The organism is Polaromonas sp., from assembly GCF_030689685.1.
Classification (GTDB): domain Bacteria; phylum Pseudomonadota; class Gammaproteobacteria; order Burkholderiales; family Burkholderiaceae_C; genus Polaromonas.
Genome location: NZ_JAUYEY010000041.1, coordinates 1 through 17,875, shown reverse-complemented (window position 1 = coordinate 17,875; position 17,875 = coordinate 1). Strand labels below are relative to the sequence as shown.

The following is a 17,875-nucleotide window of genomic DNA, read 5'->3' as shown; positions in this document are numbered from 1 at the left end:
CAGGAGACTCCACGACATGCAGACATCTACACCAACCGCGTCGCCAATCGGCCGCTTCGGCCTGCGATGGGGCGCCGCCCTTGCGATCACCGCAGGATTTTTCATGGCTGGCGCACAGGCTCAAACCTTGCGCATCGGCCTGGCCGAAGATCCCGATGTACTCGATCCGACCATGGCGCGCACCTTTGTCGGTCGCATTGTGTTTTCATCGCTGTGCGACAAGCTGCTGGAGATCGACGAAAAGCTCAACATCGTGCCGCAGCTAGCCACCTCTTATATCTGGGCGCCCGACAACAAGGCCCTGATCCTGAAGCTGCGCAAGGGCGTGACCTTTCACGATGGTGAAAAATTCGATGCTGCCGCTGTCAAATTCAATATTGAGCGCCATAAAAACCTGGCCGGCTCCAACCGCCGCGGCGAGCTGCTGCCTGTCTCTGGCGTCGACGTGCTGGACGACCAGACCGTTCGCCTGAATCTGTCGGCACCGTTCTCCCCGCTGCTGGCAGTTCTTGCTGATCGCGCGGGCATGATGGTGTCGCCCAAGGCGGCGCAAGAAAATCCAACGGGTTTCGGCAGCAAACCCGTGTGCTCGGGCCCCTTCAAGTTCACCGAGCGCGTCGCGCAGGACCGCATCGTGCTGGAGCGCTACCAGAACTACTGGAACAAGTCCGAAGTTCATTTCGACAAAGTCGTTTTTCAGCCCATCGTCGACGCGACTGTACGGCTGGCCAACCTGCGTTCGGGGCAACTCGATTTCATCGAGCGCGTGGCACCATCCGATATTGCCCAGATCAAAACGGACAGCCGCTTCCAGGTCGCGCGTATCGTCGAACTGGGTTACCAGGGCATCACCATCAATACCGGCAAAAGCGACCAGGCCCAGAAAAATCCGCTGGGCCGCGATGCGCGCGTGAGGGAAGCGTTCGAGCTGTCGCTGGACCGGGCCGGTATTGTGCAGGTGGCCATGGACGGAGAAGCCGTCGCCGGCAATCAGTGGGTACCACCAAGCAATGCGTTCTATGCGAAAAACAATCCGATCCCCAAGCGTAATATCGCGCGCGCCAAGGCGCTGTTAAAGGAGGCCGGGGTCACCAATCCGACTTTCACGCTGATGACGCCGACCACCTCCGACGCCCAGCGCATGGCGCAGGTGGTGCAAGCGATGGCCAAAGAGGCCGGTTTCGACGTCAAGATTCAGTCGACCGAATTTGCGACTTCGCTCAGTCTGGCGGACAAAGGTCAGTTTGACGCGTACATGCTGGCGTGGAGCGGTCGCGCTGATCCGGACGGGAATCTGTTCAGCTTCCACGGTTGCAAGCAGCCGCTCAATTATGCGGGCTATTGCAAGCCGGAAGTCGACGATTTTCTGAACCGCTCGCGCAGCACGCGTGATCTGACCGAACGCGCCAAGTTGTTCGAGCAAGTCTCCGCGCAGGTTGGCAAGGATCGCCCGATCATCTATCTGTTCCATCGCAACTGGTTGTGGGCATACAACAAGAAGTTGACGGGCGTGCGCACCATACCTGACGGCCTGATACGCGTGCAAGGACTGCAGTTCAAGTAACTTGTTAACCGGGCTCGTAGCTGCGAGCCCGGTTGCGCTTCGGAACCACCATGCTTCATTACTTTCTCAGGCGGCTGATTGCCATCGTCCCGACGGTCTTCTTTGTGACGGTTATTATTTTCGGGCTGCAGCAACTGCTTCCGGGCGACCCCGCCATCATGCTTGCCGGTGAGGACCAGGATCCGAATGTGATCGCCTACCTGCAAAAGAAAATGCATCTCGACGAACCGCTACCGGTGCGTTATGCGTACTGGATCGGCGGCGTATTTACCGGTGATCTCGGAGAATCGCTGCGGATTCAAAAACCGGTGCTCGAGCTGATTCTGGAAAAACTGCCGGTCACGCTGCAGCTGGCGTCGATGGCGATGCTGATTGCGCTGGTGATCGGGATCCCCGCCGGCATCATTTCGGCGGTTGCAAAGGATACCGTTTGGGATTACGCGGCCAATGTGGTGGCCTTATGGGGATTGTCGACGCCGAACTTCTGGCTCGGAATTCTGATGATCCTGCTGTTCTCGGTATCGCTCGGATGGTTGCCGGCATCGGGCTATGTGAGCCCGTTCGAAGACCTGAAGGCCAATCTCGCCGCCATGATCATGCCCGCTTTTGTGCTTGGCAATGCCATTGCCGCAGTGCTGATGCGCCATACCCGCAGTGCCATGCTGCAGGTGCTCAACGCCGATTACGTACGCACTGCGCGCGCCAAGGGGCTTGGCGAACGCGCGGTCGTGCTCAAGCATGCGCTGCGCAATGCGCTGACGCCCATCATCACACTCAGCGCGCTGGAGTTTGGCACGCTGCTGTCAGGCGCAGTGCTGACGGAGCAGGTGTTCTCAATCCCCGGCTTTGGAAAATTGATTGTGGACGCGGTGTTCAACCGGGACTATGCCGTGGTGCAAGGCGTGGTGCTTTTCACAGCGACGGTATACATTGTGCTGAATTTATTGGCCGATCTCGCTTATTTTGTTGTCAACCCGCGTCTGCGAGGATAGGTCATGAGTGCTATTGTGGTCGATTCGAATCCGCCTGTTGAGGTGCGTGAGCTGACGCCGGCACGGCGTGCCTTGCGGCGCCTGCTGCGTCGCCGTGGCGCGATGCTCGGGCTGGTGATCGTCGTGTTTTTTATCGCGATCGCGCTTTTCGCGCCCAGCATCGCGCCGCAGGATCCGCTAGAAACCAGCTGGAGTGCGGTGCGCAAGGCGCCCAGTGCCCAATATCTGTTTGGTACCGACGAAATTGGCCGCGACGTGCTTTCACGCGTCATCTGGGGCGCTAGAGCCTCGCTGATGGCCGGGCTGGTGTCGGTCTGCATTGCCATGGCATTGGGCGTACCCATCGGCCTGCTCGCCGGTTACGTGGGGGGCTGGACGGACAGCCTGATTTCACGCTTCACCGACGCCATGCTGGCGGTGCCTTTTTTGATTCTGGCCATTGTGCTGGCCGCTTTTTTAGGCCCCAGCCTGACCAATGCGATGATTGCCATCGGCGTGTCAGCCACCCCCATCTTTATCCGCTTGACGCGGGGGCAGGTGCTCTCGGTCAAGGTCGAGGATTACGTCGAAGCGGCGCGCGCTGTCGGCAATCCGCACTGGCGGATCGCGTTGCGGCACATCCTGCCGAACATCCTTCCGCCGCTGATTGTGCAGGCGACCCTGGCCATTGCCGCGGCCATCATTGCGGAGGCAAGTCTTTCCTTCCTGGGTCTGGGCCAGCAGCCGCCGACACCGAGCTGGGGAAGCATGCTCAATACCGCCAAAAATTATGTCGACAATTCGCCGTGGATGGCGATCTGGCCCGGGGCGTCGATCTTCCTGCTGGTGCTGTCGTTCAACCTGCTAGGCGATGGTTTGCGCGACGCGCTCGATCCGCGTCACAAATAGGTGCCATCACCGCCTGCCCGGCGCATGCAGCGGCTTCGAGCGTCGGTTCGTGCGTGGAGGTCAAAAAGGAAGCTGCTGAACGTGCATGTGTCAGGCCCTTGCCCACCAACAACAGATTATTGGCGGGCATGGCGTGCCGCTGCGCCGGTTTTGTCGCGTTAACCAGGTGCGCCTGAACACGTATGCTTCTTCACTGTAAAACAAAGCAAGATCATGACATGCTCGACACCAAAAGAATGTGCTTTCCCATAGATGTGATCCTGGTATGCATCCGCTGATACGCAGCTTATCCGCTGAGCTACCGCCATCTTGAGGAAATGATGCAGGAGCGTGGCGTACAGGTCGACCATTCATCGATCAGCCGGTGGGCGATTCGATTTCTGCCCCTGCTGGAAAAGGTGTTTCGCAGACACAAACGCCCAGTGGGTGAGAGCTGGCGAATGGACGAGACCTATATCAAAGTCAATGGCCAGTGGAAGTACCTTTATCGTGCAGTAGACAAGGCAGGCAAGACCGTTGACTTCTTACTGACTGCCAGGCGTGACAAGAAGGCAGCGATGCGGTTTTTCGAGAAGGCCATGCGTGCGAATGAGGTTCCTGAGAAGGTGACTATGGACAAGATCGGCGCCAACAAGGCAGCCATCGACCACATCATCGAAAACAATCAGCGCGAATCGTCCAACGCCCGAAGTCAACTGGGAGGAATTGAATCCATACCTCACTGCCCGAGACTTTCACAGACCTGCCGCAGCCGCTGCGCCGCGTCCTTCGCAACATGCTGGACCTCGGGTTGTTTCACCATCTCCATCATCACCATCGGATCGATGAACGCGACGGTGATCTGACCTTCGGCTTCCTGTCGAACAACTATGTTGCAGGGAAGCAGCAAGCCGATGTCAGGGTCGGCCTGCAAGGCCTTGTGCGCTAGCGGCGGGTTGCAGGCACCAAGGATACGGTACGGTGGCATGTCGATTCCGAGCTTTTCTTTCATCGCGCCCCGAATGTCGATGTCGCTCAGGACGCCGAAGCCTTCGTGCTTTAGTGCCGCCGTGACGCGCTCCACGGCCTCGTCAAACGAAAGATTGAGCGTCGCGTGAAATCCATACATAGTGTTTCTCCTGAGTGGGGTTATTGAGCGGGAGGACTTGATTTCGTCTGAATGCAGAGTTTCATGAGTTCGACTCGTTCGCCTTCAATCGGTTCCTTCAGAATTTCCGAAATCGCAGAGGCCCTGAGCTGTAAGGTGGCGGGCAAATGCGCTGATCAGCATGGGCGAACTCTCCAACGCACTCGGCATGGACCGCACCACAGTGGTCGCTGCATTGAAACCCCTGACCGGGCGCGGGCTGGTGAATGTCGGGGTGGATGCCGCAGACCGCCGGGCGCGCAGCATTGTCCTGAGCGACAAAGACCGGCTTGCCCTGCAAGAGGCTCTGCCGCGATGGGAGTCTGCGCAGGCAGGCCTTCTGGCGGCCACCGCTGTCGGGCTGACCTCCCGCGGCGTTCCCATGGTGTCGTTCCAGCGGTTGAGGAAGGCGAACATGGCCACACCCCAAGCATCTCGGTGATCTCGCTGTCGCTCCAGTGCTGCTGCAACTGTGCAAACTGTTCGTCGGTGACCGCGTTGGGCTGGCTCGCAGCCACCCGTGCAAAGTCAAGCGCCAGCCGCTCTTTCTCGTTGTACAGCGAACTCGTCTGATAGGTCCAGACCTCGGCCCGCTTGGCGTCGCTGATACCGAAATTTTTAGCCCCCGCAAGGTGTGCGCTTGGCAGTACAGGCAACCGGCTACCTTGCTCAGCACATGGCCGATGAGGCGCCGAAAACCCAGATCGACCTCGCCGGCCGGGTCCATCACCGCCGCATTGAGTTGCGCCAGCGCCTGCACCAGCTTGGGCTCGCTGCGAGAAAAATTCGCGCTGGCCGATGACAAGATCGCGCGCTTGTTGGAGCTGGCCGAGGAGACGGCCAAAACAACGCACGATTACCGCCGCTTTACCACCACCCTGAACGAGCACTCAATACATCCGCAAAAAATTGAAGTCATTGAAAACATGCGGCGGGTGGCCTATGCCGACGCGCACCTGGATGCGCGCAAGAACCGCCTGATCAGCAAGGTCGCCGGGCTGCTTCACGTCACGCACAGTGAGTACATTGGCGCCAAGATGCGCGCCAAGGAAAACGCCGCGCCCGCCTGACAAACTGTGTGAGTTATTTGGACCGCTGCCGCGCCAGGCCCTGGTCGAGCTGCGACAGTTTTCCGGCGCGCAGTTCCTTCACCGCATTCGCCACCGCCGCAGCCACGTTGCGCACCTCGCCCTGCATGGCGGTGTCGGCGTCCAGTGCCTGGTGGCTGGTTGCATACGGCTCGTAATAACCAACATACCGGTCCAACCGGGCCTGGCTGCCCGCATCTATCAGCCCCATCCAGTCCAGCCAGTCCGACAGGCCGCGCCGCGAGCCCTCAATGCCGGCCACGTCGCCATGCACCACCAGACCGTACACCCGCCCGGCCAGGTGTTTGGGGTAGTCCCAGCCTTGGAGTTCGAGCGCCTTGGCCTCGGCCGGTTTTTTGCCGTGGGTGGTGGTCGGGTCGGGGTTGCCGCCGTCGGCGCAGACCAGCCGGTCGATCATGAGTTTGAGCGGGCTTGGCGACTGGTACCAGTACACCGGTGTCATGATGATGACGGCGTGCGCTGCGGTCCAGCGTTCGTAGATCTCGTTCATCCAGTCGCTGGTCTGGCCCAGCGAATGGTTGGGGTAACAACTGCAAGGCCAGTGGCACAGCGGCATCGCGGTCGACGCACAGCCCTTGCATGGGTGAATGTTCAGATGGTAGCTTGATGTGAGCAGGCTCAGGTCCAGCACGTCGGTCACCATCTTCTCCTTCTTCAATACCTTCTGCGCCCACTCGACCATGCGGAAGGTCTTGGAGATTTCGCCGGGACAGGTGCCGTCGTTGCGGGCCGAACCGCAGATCAGCAACACGCGGGAGGGCGTTGCCGGTTTCTTCCACGCTACGGCAGCCTTGTTGATGCGGCTTTTCGCGTCCAACCATTCCACCGACAGGTCGTGGCCGGGGTCGGCATAAGCGCGGCCAGCCTTGCGCGTCACCGGCGCCTTGCGGCCCTCTTTGTAGGCATCCCAGGCAATCTGCTCGACCCGCGAGATGGCTTCTTCCTCGGCCTGGAAGGCCGGGTCCATGAAGGACTGCATAAAGCGTTCGTGGAAAGTGCTGCGCGACAAAACGGCCGGCGCCTGGCCTTTGCGGATATCGGTCATTCGGCCAGTGTAGGCAGGCGCCCGTGGAGCAAACCGTTGTCTAGGCGCTGTCCTACGCGGTTTACGGAAGATAACCTCCTACCAGCCGGCGCCCTTGGAAAGATTGCGAATTGCTATCAAATAAATAGCTGCATATAACCGTAGGGTATGGGCTGAAGGCCTTTTTTTCTTAAACTTTAAGCCTGCAGGCGCGCTGAATGAGCGATCCGGAGGCGATAGTCAGAACTTCAAGGGCCTCAGCACGTCCACCTCACCAACGTACATCACCATCGAGTAGTTGTCAGAGTAGCGCTCGCTCAGCGCAGCACAGATCGCGTGCGCTGTCGCCACGTCACACAGCACCTCCAGCCGTATGTTTGCCTGCGGCCCCCAGGTGGCGTCGCGCTTGCCGCCGCTGCCCTTGCCGCGTGCATCGGTGATGGTGTAGCCGCGCGCACCCAGTTGCTCAAGTTCCCGAACCAGGGTGTCTTCGATGGTAGCCTCGGTGATGATCGTCAGGAGTTTGCGGGCAGTCATTTCCATGGTTTCAAACTCCCAGGGTGTGAAGCGACCGGGCCAGCCGGTGATACAGCGGAATGCCCACAATCAGGTTGAACGGAAAGGTGATGCCGAGAGCCGCGCCTATCGACAGCGCGGGGTTGGCCTGCGGCACGGCGATGCGCATGGCCGCCGGCGCGGCAATGTAGGACGCGCTGGCATACAGCGTGGCCAGCAGCGTGATGCCGCCCACCGACAGGCCCAGCCACCAGCCAGTGAGCAGGCCCAGGCCCGCCGCCGCCAGCGGCATCAGGACAGCAAACGCGATCAGGAACATGCCGGCGCGACGCAATTCACCAAAACGCCGCGCGACCACCAGGCCCATTTCAAGCAGAAAAAACGCAAGCACACCTTTGAAGAGATCGAAGAACAGGCGGTCCAGGGGGGCGATGCCGCCGGCACCAGCCATCCAGCCAATGACCAGGCCACCTACCAACAGCACAATACTTTTACCGGCAAACACCTCGTGCAAGACCTGCCGCCAGGGCATGTCACGCTCCTCACGCCGCGCCAGCAATACGCCGATGACCAGGGCGGGAAACTCGAGCAGCACGAGAAAGACCACCATGTAGCCCTCTGCGGTCTCGCCCAGCCGGGCGAGATAAGCCGCGCCTACCGCGAAGGTCACCACACTCACCGAACCATAGTGTCCGGCGATCGACCCTGCATCGGCGCGGGAAAGGCTCCCCAGCTTGCGTAGCACCGGGTAGGCAACCAGGGGAATCAGCGCGCCCACCGCTACCACCCACAACGCTGGCAGGGCTACTTCTGACAGCGGATAACGCGCAAGCTCGACACCTCCTTTGAGGCCGATGGCGAGCAGCAGGAAGATGCTCAACGACTCGTAAAGGACGCCCGGTATCTTGAGATCCGAACGCACGAAACCAGCCAGCGCGCCCAGCAAGAAGAAGAGGATGACGGGTTCAAAGCTGGACATCATGGATCCTGGACCGTCGAGCGCCTCACCGCACCAACAGGACGGATGATTTGGCCAGGTGCACCACCTTGTAGGCCACCGACCCGAGCAACACGGATTCGGCAGCCGTCTGCCCGCGCGAACCCATGGCAATGCCGCGACTGCCGAGTGCCTCAGCCAGGCGGACAATCTCCGGGGCCTCTTCCCCCATGAGGGACTGCAGACGCCAACTGACGCCTGCCGCGTCGAGGAACCGACGCGCCTGTGCGGTTGCTGCCCAGCCGCGCCGCGCCAGTTCGGTCTCTGCAGCCTCTTTGTTCAGCCAGGACTGAACGTGGACCAGATCGACCCCGGCGCCCTGCTCCACAGCAGCCATGCGCCCGACCATCTCGACAGCGCGCAGGGAGCAGGCTGAGCCATCCACCGCCACGAGCCAGCGATCATTGCCTGCGGCTTCATCGCTCGCCACGCCCTTCCAGGCGACGGCAACAAGCCTTCCCATGTCGTCACGCTGCTCAATAACAGGCACGGGCATGTCGTCCTGCAATGCAACTTTACTCATGATTTGGTCCTTGAGAGGGTTCGACCCGAAAACTTCAAACTGAGAATCACGGAAATCAAAATGATCGAACCGACAATCGCCAGAGACCACTGCACGGGCATATGGAACCAGGGCATGACCAGCATCTTGCCGCCTATGAAGACCAGCACCAGCGCCAGGCCGTACTTGAGCAGGTGAAAGCGTTCAGCCATGTCGGCCAGCAGAAAATACAGCGCCCGCAAACCCATGATAGCGAAGATGTTGGAGGTGAATATGATGAACGGGTCGTTGGTGACCGCGAAGATGGCCGGAATACTGTCAACCGCAAAAACCAGGTCGCTGACCTCGATCATCACCAGCACCAGGAACATCGGCGTCGCATAACGCAGACCGTTGATGCGGACGAAGAACTTCTCGCCATGAAAGCCCGGAGTGATGCGCATGTGGCCGCGCAGCCAGCGCAACACGGGGTTCTTCTCCAGGTCGGGTTTTTTATCGGCCATCACCAACATCTTGATTCCGGTTACTACCAGGAACAGGCCGAACACGTACAGAATCCAGGCAAATTCCGACACCAGCCAGACCCCGGCCAAAATCATGCCGGCGCGCATGACAATCGCACCTATCACCCCATACAACAGAACGCGCCGCTGTAGCTCGGGCGGCACCGCGAAGTAGGTGAAGATCATGACGAACACGAACATGTTGTCCACCGACAAGGTCTGTTCGATGAGGTAGCCGGTAAAGAACTCCAGCGCCTTGCGGTTGGCCATCTCGCGGCCGGCCGTTCCGTCCAGGTACCACCACAACAGGGCGCCGAAGGTGAGGGCCAGGGTCATCCAGGCCACGACCCAGCTCCCGGCCTCCTTGACCGTGACACGGTGGGCCTTGTTGCCACCGAGGACGAACAGGTCCAGGGCCAGCATGGCAATCACGAAGGCAATAAAGCCGGCCCACATGGGGCCGGTGGCAAAAGATTCGATATTGTTCATAAGCAAGTCTGTCAGGGTAGATTGAAAATAGGGGATGGAACACTGCGGCCGACTCGCCATCGCCAAGGTGGCGGTAGGCAAGGCCAGGCAGTCAGGCGCAATCAATAACTTGTCGCGCCCGGCCTGTCAGCAGGCCCCTCTCGTGGCTTGTCCAGCGCGAGTTGCTTGCCGCGTGTTTTCCAGAGCGAGACGATCACGCCACCTGCGATCAGGCCAAAAGTGACCGAGAGCGATACCACCGGCGGTATCTTGCCGATGATGCCGACCAGGAAAATCTTGGTGCCGATAAACACCAGGACCATTGCCAGTGCATATTTGAGGTACTTGAAGCGGTGAATCATGGCGGCCAGCGCAAAGTACAGGGCGCGCAGGCCAAGAATGGCAAAAATATTGCTAGTGTACACAATGAAGGGGTCGTTGGTGATGGCAAAAATCGCTGGTACCGAATCGACCGCAAAAACCAAGTCAATCACTTCCACCATACACAGCGCCAGAAACAAGGGGGTGACCCAGCGCACCGGCTTGCCACTCACGGGGTCGGGCGCCTGCACAAAAAAAGCGTTGCCGTGCAAGGTCGGCGTCACGCGCAGGTGTTTGCGCAAGAACTTCAGTATCGGGTTGTTGGCAATATCGGGCATGTGGTCTGCCACCAGCCACATCTTGATACCGGTGAGCACCAGAAAGGCACCAAACAGATAAAGCACCCAGCTGAACTGGCTGATCAGTGCCGCGCCCAGGCCAATCATGATGGCGCGCAGCACAATCACGCCCAAAATGCCCCAGAACAGCACCCGATGCTGGTACTGCCGCGGGATGGCAAGGTAGGTGAATATCAGCGCGATCACAAAGACGTTGTCCATCGACAGCGATTTTTCAATCAGAAAGCCAGTGAAATACTCCGTACCGCTCTGCACGCCAAAGTACCACCACACCCAGGCACCAAACAGCACGGCCATGCCGATGTAGCCGCCCGACAAAAACAGGCTTTCGCGCACCCCGATTTCCTTGTCGTCCTTATGCAGCACCCCCAGGTCAAACGCCAGCAGCGCGACCACCACAGCCACGAAGGCCAGCCAGACCCAGGCGGGTTTGCCAACGAAAGGCAGGTGCAGAAGCTCCATCAGGTTTTCCAAAATACGACTTTCTCAACCGTTTGTTTTAAAGGTGCAAAGCGGGCGGGCTCTCAGACCAGCCAGGCCGCCGTACCAGCCAGAATCCCACTGGCGCCGCAAGCGGCCATGAGCCGGGCATCGCGCCGGTTGTCGGCCACGTACTCGCGCCAGGCACACCACAGGATCAGCACCCCCAGCGCCGCAATGGGGAGGGCATAGGCGGTCATGCGCCCCCCGGCGCTTTCAGCATCGCGTGCTCCAGGCCCCAGTGTTCTACCGCAGCCCCCAGCACAATCGACTCGCCTTCGGCCACATGGCCGTCGGCCTCGACCACGGCGGCGCACAGGCCAACCAGCTTGCGCCGCAGTTCCGGATCGTTGATCTCGGCCATCAGCTCGGTCAGGGTCTTGGGGTCCACGCGGCACATATCGCCCCAAATCGAATGGGCGGCAGCCAGCAAGTCCTCGCAGAAGGTGTGAACCACTGCGTGGAACTCGTCCTTGCTAAGCCCAAGCTCCTCATGCGCGTTGAGGTGGTCAAGCATGTCGAGCTCTGTTTTGCACATGTTGCCGTCGGACAGAATGGCCAGCGCCACAATACGCGCAGCGGCGCGGGGGCTGTTCTGCGGATAACTTCTCATGGGTGAGTACTTTCTGCGGGTTGCAAGGTTCAGTCGAAGATGTCGCCCAGCCAGGACTTCTTGCGCCGGGGGTAGTGGCCGGGGTTGCGCGGATGATCAGAGTCGACAAAGTCTTCCCGCGCAGCCGCCGTGACCGAACGTGTAGGCGGCGCCACCGAAGAAAGCGCAATCAGTTTGTCGAGCTCGCCGCGGTCAAGCCACACACCTCGGCATTGCGCACAGTAGTCAATTTCGATCCCTTGCCGCTCAGTGATCAGGAGTGCAGAGTCGGGACAGGTCGGGCATTTCATGAAGGTCTCCAGAAGTTGGATTGAAAAAAAGGTTCTTGCAATGGCGCAGCAGACACCCTCCGCAGGTGGTTCAGGGCACAGTCAGCGGTCCAGCGCGATGGCGCGCGGGCCAGGAATTCGATGCGTTCGCTCCCGGTTCCAGTGGCGCAGCAAAGAAGCGGCAGCGCGTGACAAGGCACTTTGCAGTGCCACATGCTAGCTGCGTGCGATCGATGTCACCACCACCGGGTCCATGCCGTCAGTCATCAATTCCACCTGGCAGCGTTTGTCAATGCCACCACGCGCCCCATTCACATCGCTCAACTGGACCCGGGCCCGGGGCACCAGCCAGGCCAGCCGCCGCAGCACAAACCGCACACGGCGCACCGTCAGCACGCGCAGTTGGCTGGCTTCGGGGTCACGGGATTCAAATATCACTTGCATAACTGACTCCTTGCAGTTGAACAGGACGCAACGATAGGGCTTTGCTAAATATATAAAAAGAAGATAATTAGATACAAAAACTTCTGAAAAAACTGACAATGAATCCCGCCTTCAATTATCGACATCTGTATTACTTCTGGGTGGTAGCCAAAGAAGGCGGCATGGCGCGCGCCGCCGAGCGGCTGGACATGGCGGTGCAAACCGTGAGCACGCAGGTCCGCGAACTGGAACGTTCACTGGGCTACGCGCTTCTGAAACCGGCCGGGCGCGGGGTGGTACTGACCGATGCAGGCATAGCCGCCATGCGCCAGGCCGAGCAGATTTTTCAACTGGGTGAGCAGCTGCCCGAGCTGGTACGCGACGCTGTGGGCTCACCCACCGTGCGCCTGGTGGTGGGCATATCGGATGCCTTGCCCAAGCTGGCGGTCAGCCACCTGATGCAGCCGGTCATGCAGGAGCCGAACCTGCGCCTGCTGTGCCAGGTGGACGAGTTTGAAGACCTGCTCGGCGATCTGGCGCTGCACCGGCTCGACGTGGTGCTGGCCGACCGGCCGGCGGCACCCAACCCCAACTTCAAGGTGTATAGCCACTCGCTCGGTTCATCGCCGCTGGCCTGGTATGCGCCGCCATCACTCTACGCTGCGGCGCGGCGCGATTTTCCGCACTCGCTGGCCAAAGTCCCGGTACTGCTGCCCACAAACCAGGCGGCCGTGCGCTCGCGGCTGGCACATTGGTTCGAGCGTCTGGACATCAAGCCCAACACGGTGGGGGAGTTCGAAGACAGCGCCTTGCTCCAAACCTTTGGCGCTGCCGGCATGGGCGTGTTTCCGATGGCCGAGCTGGTGCACGACGACCTGGTGGCCCATTACGGCGTCAAACGCATTGGGGTGTCTGAGGGCGTGGAAGAGAATTTTTTTGCCATCGGTGCGCACAAGAAGGTGCTGCATCCGCTGGTGCAGCGGCTGTTGCCGGCGCAACGGCACCATTGACTTAGCGGGATTGCATCAGGGTCCACAGCCTGGAAGCTGACAGCGGCATCTGCAGGCGCGGCGACTGCGCAGCGAAGCCGGACCGCGCCAGCGCATCCGCCACGGCATTGACCACCGTGGGCCCGGCGCCAATCGTGCCGAGTTCGCCCACTCCTTTGACGCCCAGCGGGTTGTTAAGGCAGGGAGTCGATTCGTCCATCTCGGTTTTGAAATCGGGGGTGTCTTCTGCGCGCGGCGCGGAGTAATCCATCAGGCTGCCTGTCACCGGCTGCCCGGTTTCGCGGTCGTACACCAGGTGTTCCAACAGCGCCTGACCGATGCCCTGCACCGCGCCGCCGTCAAGCTGGCCGCGCACGATCATCGGGTTCACAACGCGGCCCACATCGTTGACCGAGGCATAGGCCACCACCGCTACCTGGCCCGTCTGCGGATCGATCTCGACCTCGCTGATGTGGCAGCCGTTGGGCCAGGACGGTCCGGCCACGGCGGTGGTCGAGTCCATGAAGATGCGCTGGTCGCCCTGGCGGGCCGCCAGCGCAAAAATGTCAATGGCCAGGTCGGTGCCTGTCACGGTGAATTGGCCATCGGCGTAGCTGATGTCCTGCTCGGCGGCTTCCAACTCTTTAGCCGCGAGCTGTCGGGCCTTGTCTATTGTGCGCTCGGCGCCCACGCGCACGGCCGAGCCGCCGGTGAACAGCGAGCGCGAGCCCGCGCTGCCGAAGCCGTCACCGCGGTCGGTGTCACCCAGCACGATGCGCACTTGCTCGGGCGGCACGCCGAAGGCATCCACCACCAGTTGCGTCAGCGAGGTCAGGATGCCCTGCCCCATGGCATTGACAGCGGAGAACACCTCGATCACGCCGTCGTCGGCGCGGACACAAAGGGTCACGCGTTCTTCCAGCGCATTGCCGCCTGTCCATTCCAGAAAAGTCGAAATGCCAAGTCCGCGCAGCAGCCCGAGCTGCTTCGATGCGGCGGCGCGCGCCTCGAAACCTGTCCAGTCTGCCAGCACCAGCGCCTGGTCCATCACGGACTCGAAGCGCCCGCTGTCATAGACCTGGCCCATGGGATTTTTGTAAGGCATCTGCGCCGGGGTGATGAAGTTGCGGCGGCGCAGCGCGATGCGGTCCATGCCGGTCTGGCGCGCGGCCTCGTCCATCAGCCGCTCCATGATGAAGATGGCCTCGGGCCGGCCCGCGCCCCGGTAGGCGCTGGTCGGCGCGGTGTTGGTCAGCACCGCGCGAAAATGGAAGTCGATGGTCTGGATGTCATACACGCTGGTCTGCACCCAGGGGCCAATCAGCAACTGGATGGCCGCGCCCGCGCCGGTCGGGTAGGCGCCGACATTGGCCAGCGAAGCCAGCCGCAGCGCGAGGATTTTTCCGCTCTCGTCAAGCGCCAGTTCGGCATGGCTTTGCAGGTCGCGGCCGTGGGTGGCGGAGACAAATTCCTCGCTGCGGTCGGCCACCCACTTGACCGCGCGTTGCAAGCTGCGCGCGCAAAAGGCCACCGCCACGTCTTCGGGGTACACGCCGGTTTTCATGCCAAAGCCGCCGCCCACGTCGCCGACGATCACACGCACGGCCTCTTTCGGAATGCCCAGCGCGTCGCACACCGAATTGCGTACGCCCGATGGCATCTGCGTACTCATGCGGAGGGTCAGGCGCTGCGACACGGTGTCGAAACCGGCCAGCACCGAGCGCGGCTCCAGGCTCAAGGCCGACAAGCGCTGGTTCACGATGTCGAGTGTGACGATGTGGCGCGCAGCCGCAAAAGCGGCGGCAGTGGCAGTCGCATCGCCGTAACGCGTCTCGGCCGCGATGTTGTCCGGCGCCTCGGGGCACAGCGTCGGCGCACCAGCGGCCGTCGCGTCGTTCACGTCCACCACCATGGGCAGCTCGTCGTAGTCCACCCTCACCGCCTCGGCCGCGTCGCGCGCCTGGCGCAGGCTCAGGGCGACGACGGCGGCCACCGGCTCGCCGACAAAACGCACGCGTTCATGGGCCAGGGCGCGCCTTGGCGGTGTCGCGCAGGGCGAGCCGTCGGCGCGCACGAAGCCGCCAATGCCGGGAATTGGCTTGACACCGGCAGCCACCAGTTCGGCACCGGTGATGATCTTCAGTACGCCCGGCATGGCCAGGGCCGCCGCAGTGTCCAGCGCGGCAATGCGTGCATGGGGATAGGGCGAACGCACAAAAAACAAATGGGTCTGCTGCGCCAGTGTCACGTCGTCGGTGAACTGGCCGGCGCCGGCCAGCAGCGCGTCGTCTTCGAGGCGGCGCACCGACTTTCCGCTGCCAAAACGCGCCGAAGTTGAAAAATCAGATTGGGAGAAAGTCTTCAAAAAATGTCCTTCGGTAGTCAACGCACCAAATACCCGATGGTTTGCAAGCTGAAACAAATGTGAACGCAATATCGATGTGACTGTTTGAAGCCGCCGTCACAGCCGGCAATACCCCCTTTTTTTTGCTCAGCCGATTGCCGTATGCAAATCAATCAATACCGCAGAGACCCAAAGAAAAATGTCCTACATCGGCTATCGCCAATAGCTCACGAAACCGGGATTTGCGAGAGTTACAGTTTTTTATGAGCACTTACGTTTTTTTCTGCATTCTGCCTGCCACCTTTAGGTAACCCATCATATGCCCTACCACTTCACTCCTGCGTCCCGTCCGATTGCGCTTTCTTCCGCTTTTTTCCTTGCAAATCTGCTTGCAATGCCGCTTGCGTCACTGGCGCAAACGCCCTCGGCCTCTCATGCCCATGCAAGGAACGCCAAGGCTTGCCAGCCCGCAGATATAGAAGCGAAAAAACATCGACATGAAACGGAAACACTGGGTGCACGTCACGCCGACCAGCATGCCCACATGCGCCTGGTGCAATGCGAGGTCGAACGGGGTGTGCGCAAGGTTCCGGCAAAGGGCATCCTCAAGTCCGCCGATCAAACACTCAAAGACGACGAGGCGGCCAAACAAGCAGCGTTCAAAACCCGCAAAGGCAAACCTGCAGACCTTCGGGGGCTGGGCGGTGGGTCAGCGCTGGCGGAGCCTGGCGGCACCCCAACCCTTGCCGCTGCTGCAGCAGGCAATCTGGATCCGGCCACGATGGGCCGCTGGAGTGACCCGTTCATCATTCCTGTCGTGGGCGTTGCCGCAGTACTTTTGCACACGGGCAATGTCATGTTCTGGTCCTACGATCCAGTGGATTATCACAACCCGGCCAATTCGAAAAACGGGGTTGCGTTCATCTGGAATCCAAGCAGCCGCACCGGCTACAACATCCCTCCGCCAGAAAACGTCTGGTGCGCCGGTCAAACCATCCTCAGTGATGGTCGCGTCTATCTCGCTGGAGGCAACCTGCGCTACCCCGATCCCAACGCGCCGGGCGGCGCCACCAACTGGGCGGGGACACTGACCAACTACACCTTCAACCCCCTGAATGAACTTTGGGCCAAACAGCCCGACATGGTGCGCGGCCGCTGGTACCCGACGGTGACCCAGCTGGCCGACAACCGAGTTGTCATTACCAGCGGGATGGACGAAACTGGCTACGGCGCCATCACCAACGCCGTCGAGGTGTTGACGCCGGATCCCAACATCGACGGCATCGGCACCATCCAGGTCGTCTCCACGCACAATTCTTCGGGCCTGTACCCCTTGCAATTTCTGCTGCCCTCGGGGCAAATGCTGGAGGCCGGACCGAATGCCGCCAGTAGCTTCCAGCTAAACCCGGCGACGTGGAACTGGAGCGGTCTGCCGCGCATGAAAAGCGACCATTACTACCTGGGCAACGGCATTTCCTATACCGATGCCTCGCCCGCTCAGCCCCGGCAACTGATCATGGTTGCTGGCGGGCACACGGAGAAAATCCCGCTCGCAGCCAACGAATGGCTGGACGGTTTCAATCCGGCGTTGGGTTGGAAAACCTATCCGCAATGGCAGACGCCCCGGCACAACGCCAACACGGTCATCCTGCCCGACGGAACACTGCTGACCGTTGGCGGCAACAAAGGCTTGTACGGCTATGAAGACGCGGAATTCAGTACCGAGCTTTATTCCAAGGCAGCCATCGATACCACCGGTACGTGGTTGAAACTGGCACCGCACACTATTCAGGCCGCGTACCACTCCACTGCCATTCTGCTTCCCGACGCAACCGTCTTGCTGTCTCAAGATGACATGGACTACTCAGCGCAAGCCGCGTTCCAGCACAAGGCCCAGGTCTACTCGCCGCCGTATTTGTTCAAAGGCCCCCAACCCAAAATCACTGCCGCACCCACGAATGTCGCGTACGGCCAATCCTTCAATATTTCCACCGACCGCAGTGACATGGTCAGTGCGGTATTGGTGGCGCCTGGCGCCACGACGCATGGCAATGACATGCACCAACGTGCGATCAAGCTGCGCGTGCAGCCGCGCACCAACGGACTGACAGCGACCGTTCCGTCATCAAGCGCACTGGTTCCGCCGGGTTATTACATGCTTTTCGTGATGGACTCGCAAGGCATCCCCTCCGTCGCCAAATTCGTGCGGGTGACCTGATCCGGCGTCCGGCTTAAGTCATAAGATTCTGTAACTACTCAGCCCAACTTTAGGCAGACGTACTGGATTCAGCCGAAGCGGGGCTGAGGCGGTGCACCCTTGAAGGCGGCGACAAGGGAGTCAAAGATGTTCGCCCCTTGCTTGTGCATGGTCGCGGCATATGAGCGGAT

19 protein-coding genes and 1 pseudogene are annotated in these 17,875 nt (G+C 60.6%); 8 read left to right on the top strand and 12 right to left on the bottom strand.

Annotated features, from left to right (window positions below; all coding sequences use genetic code 11):
• Positions 1–16: 16 nt before the first annotated feature.
• The 4 genes and pseudogenes from Q8O29_RS10425 to Q8O29_RS10410 all read left to right on the top strand — a co-directional run.
• Positions 17–1,564 (top strand): ABC transporter substrate-binding protein, encoded by a 1,548-nt coding sequence (locus Q8O29_RS10425; RefSeq protein WP_305562487.1) that lies wholly within the window; start codon positions 17–19, stop codon positions 1,562–1,564.
• Between the two features lie 50 nt (positions 1,565–1,614).
• On the top strand, positions 1,615–2,556 hold the full coding sequence (locus Q8O29_RS10420) for an ABC transporter permease (protein ID WP_305562485.1): 942 nt from the start codon (positions 1,615–1,617) through the stop codon (positions 2,554–2,556).
• Positions 2,557–2,559: 3 nt separating this feature from the next.
• Positions 2,560–3,444: an ABC transporter permease gene (locus Q8O29_RS10415; protein ID WP_305562484.1), complete on the top strand. Its 885-nt coding sequence runs from the start codon at positions 2,560–2,562 to the stop codon at positions 3,442–3,444.
• A gap of 236 nt (positions 3,445–3,680) precedes the next feature.
• Positions 3,681–4,092 (top strand): annotated as a pseudogene (locus Q8O29_RS10410) (IS6 family transposase); the annotation flags it as partial.
• Between the two features lie 70 nt (positions 4,093–4,162).
• On the opposite strand, the gene Q8O29_RS10405 reads toward Q8O29_RS10410, so the two are convergent.
• Positions 4,163–4,552: a DUF302 domain-containing protein gene (locus Q8O29_RS10405; RefSeq protein WP_305562482.1), complete on the bottom strand. Its 390-nt coding sequence runs from the start codon at positions 4,550–4,552 to the stop codon at positions 4,163–4,165.
• Positions 4,553–4,712: 160 nt separating this feature from the next.
• Here Q8O29_RS10405 and Q8O29_RS10400 point away from each other — a divergent pair, with 160 nt between their 5' ends.
• Positions 4,713–5,012 (top strand): MarR family winged helix-turn-helix transcriptional regulator, encoded by a 300-nt coding sequence (locus Q8O29_RS10400; protein WP_305562480.1) that lies wholly within the window; start codon positions 4,713–4,715, stop codon positions 5,010–5,012.
• Between the two features lie 241 nt (positions 5,013–5,253).
• The gene (locus Q8O29_RS10395) at positions 5,254–5,640 is read left to right on the top strand and encodes a TerB family tellurite resistance protein (protein ID WP_305562478.1); all 387 of its coding nucleotides are present in this window, start codon (positions 5,254–5,256) and stop codon (positions 5,638–5,640) included.
• 13 nt (positions 5,641–5,653) lie between these two features.
• On the opposite strand, the gene Q8O29_RS10390 is transcribed toward Q8O29_RS10395, so the two are convergent.
• The 10 genes from Q8O29_RS10390 to Q8O29_RS10345 form a co-directional block, all read right to left on the bottom strand.
• Entirely contained in the window at positions 5,654–6,724 is a 1,071-nt protein-coding gene (locus Q8O29_RS10390) for a flavodoxin family protein (protein ID WP_305562476.1), read from the bottom strand.
• Positions 6,725–6,943: 219 nt separating this feature from the next.
• A complete protein-coding gene (locus Q8O29_RS10385; RefSeq protein ID WP_305562474.1) occupies positions 6,944–7,246 on the bottom strand; it encodes a P-II family nitrogen regulator in 303 nt (100 codons plus the stop codon).
• Between the two features lie 4 nt (positions 7,247–7,250).
• Entirely contained in the window at positions 7,251–8,198 is a 948-nt protein-coding gene (locus Q8O29_RS10380; RefSeq protein ID WP_305562473.1) for a sodium-dependent bicarbonate transport family permease, read from the bottom strand.
• A gap of 25 nt (positions 8,199–8,223) precedes the next feature.
• On the bottom strand, positions 8,224–8,739 hold the full coding sequence (locus Q8O29_RS10375) for a universal stress protein (RefSeq protein WP_305562471.1): 516 nt from the start codon (positions 8,737–8,739) through the stop codon (positions 8,224–8,226).
• Positions 8,736–9,710, bottom strand: a complete 975-nt coding sequence (locus tag Q8O29_RS10370; RefSeq protein ID WP_305562469.1) for a TerC family protein — start codon at positions 9,708–9,710, stop codon at positions 8,736–8,738. Before Q8O29_RS10370 ends, Q8O29_RS10375 begins: the two co-directional genes overlap by 4 nt.
• 101 nt (positions 9,711–9,811) lie before the next feature.
• The gene (locus Q8O29_RS10365; protein ID WP_305562467.1) at positions 9,812–10,831 is read right to left on the bottom strand and encodes a TerC family protein; all 1,020 of its coding nucleotides are present in this window, start codon (positions 10,829–10,831) and stop codon (positions 9,812–9,814) included.
• A 62-nt stretch (positions 10,832–10,893) separates the two neighbouring features.
• On the bottom strand, positions 10,894–11,049 hold the full coding sequence (locus tag Q8O29_RS10360) for a hypothetical protein (RefSeq protein ID WP_305562465.1): 156 nt from the start codon (positions 11,047–11,049) through the stop codon (positions 10,894–10,896).
• Positions 11,046–11,462, bottom strand: a complete 417-nt coding sequence (locus tag Q8O29_RS10355) for a TerB family tellurite resistance protein (RefSeq protein WP_305562463.1) — start codon at positions 11,460–11,462, stop codon at positions 11,046–11,048. Before Q8O29_RS10355 ends, Q8O29_RS10360 begins: the two co-directional genes overlap by 4 nt.
• Before the next feature lie 29 nt (positions 11,463–11,491).
• Positions 11,492–11,752, bottom strand: a complete 261-nt coding sequence (locus Q8O29_RS10350; protein ID WP_305562461.1) for a zf-TFIIB domain-containing protein — start codon at positions 11,750–11,752, stop codon at positions 11,492–11,494.
• A gap of 195 nt (positions 11,753–11,947) precedes the next feature.
• A complete protein-coding gene (locus Q8O29_RS10345; RefSeq protein WP_305562459.1) occupies positions 11,948–12,175 on the bottom strand; it encodes a hypothetical protein in 228 nt (75 codons plus the stop codon).
• Positions 12,176–12,273: 98 nt separating this feature from the next.
• Between Q8O29_RS10345 and Q8O29_RS10340 the strand changes: the two genes are divergently transcribed.
• Positions 12,274–13,164, top strand: a complete 891-nt coding sequence (locus Q8O29_RS10340; protein ID WP_305562457.1) for a LysR family transcriptional regulator — start codon at positions 12,274–12,276, stop codon at positions 13,162–13,164.
• 1 nt (position 13,165) lies between these two features.
• Here Q8O29_RS10340 and Q8O29_RS10335 read toward each other — a convergent pair whose 3' ends face one another.
• Positions 13,166–15,508 carry a xanthine dehydrogenase family protein molybdopterin-binding subunit gene (locus Q8O29_RS10335; protein WP_305562455.1) on the bottom strand — a complete coding sequence of 781 codons (2,343 nt, stop codon included), beginning with the start codon at positions 15,506–15,508 and terminating at the stop codon, positions 13,166–13,168.
• A 298-nt stretch (positions 15,509–15,806) separates the two neighbouring features.
• Here Q8O29_RS10335 and Q8O29_RS10330 point away from each other — a divergent pair, with 298 nt between their 5' ends.
• Positions 15,807–17,705 carry a galactose oxidase early set domain-containing protein gene (locus Q8O29_RS10330; protein ID WP_305562453.1) on the top strand — a complete coding sequence of 633 codons (1,899 nt, stop codon included), beginning with the start codon at positions 15,807–15,809 and terminating at the stop codon, positions 17,703–17,705.
• The last annotated feature ends 170 nt before the right edge of the window (positions 17,706–17,875 follow it).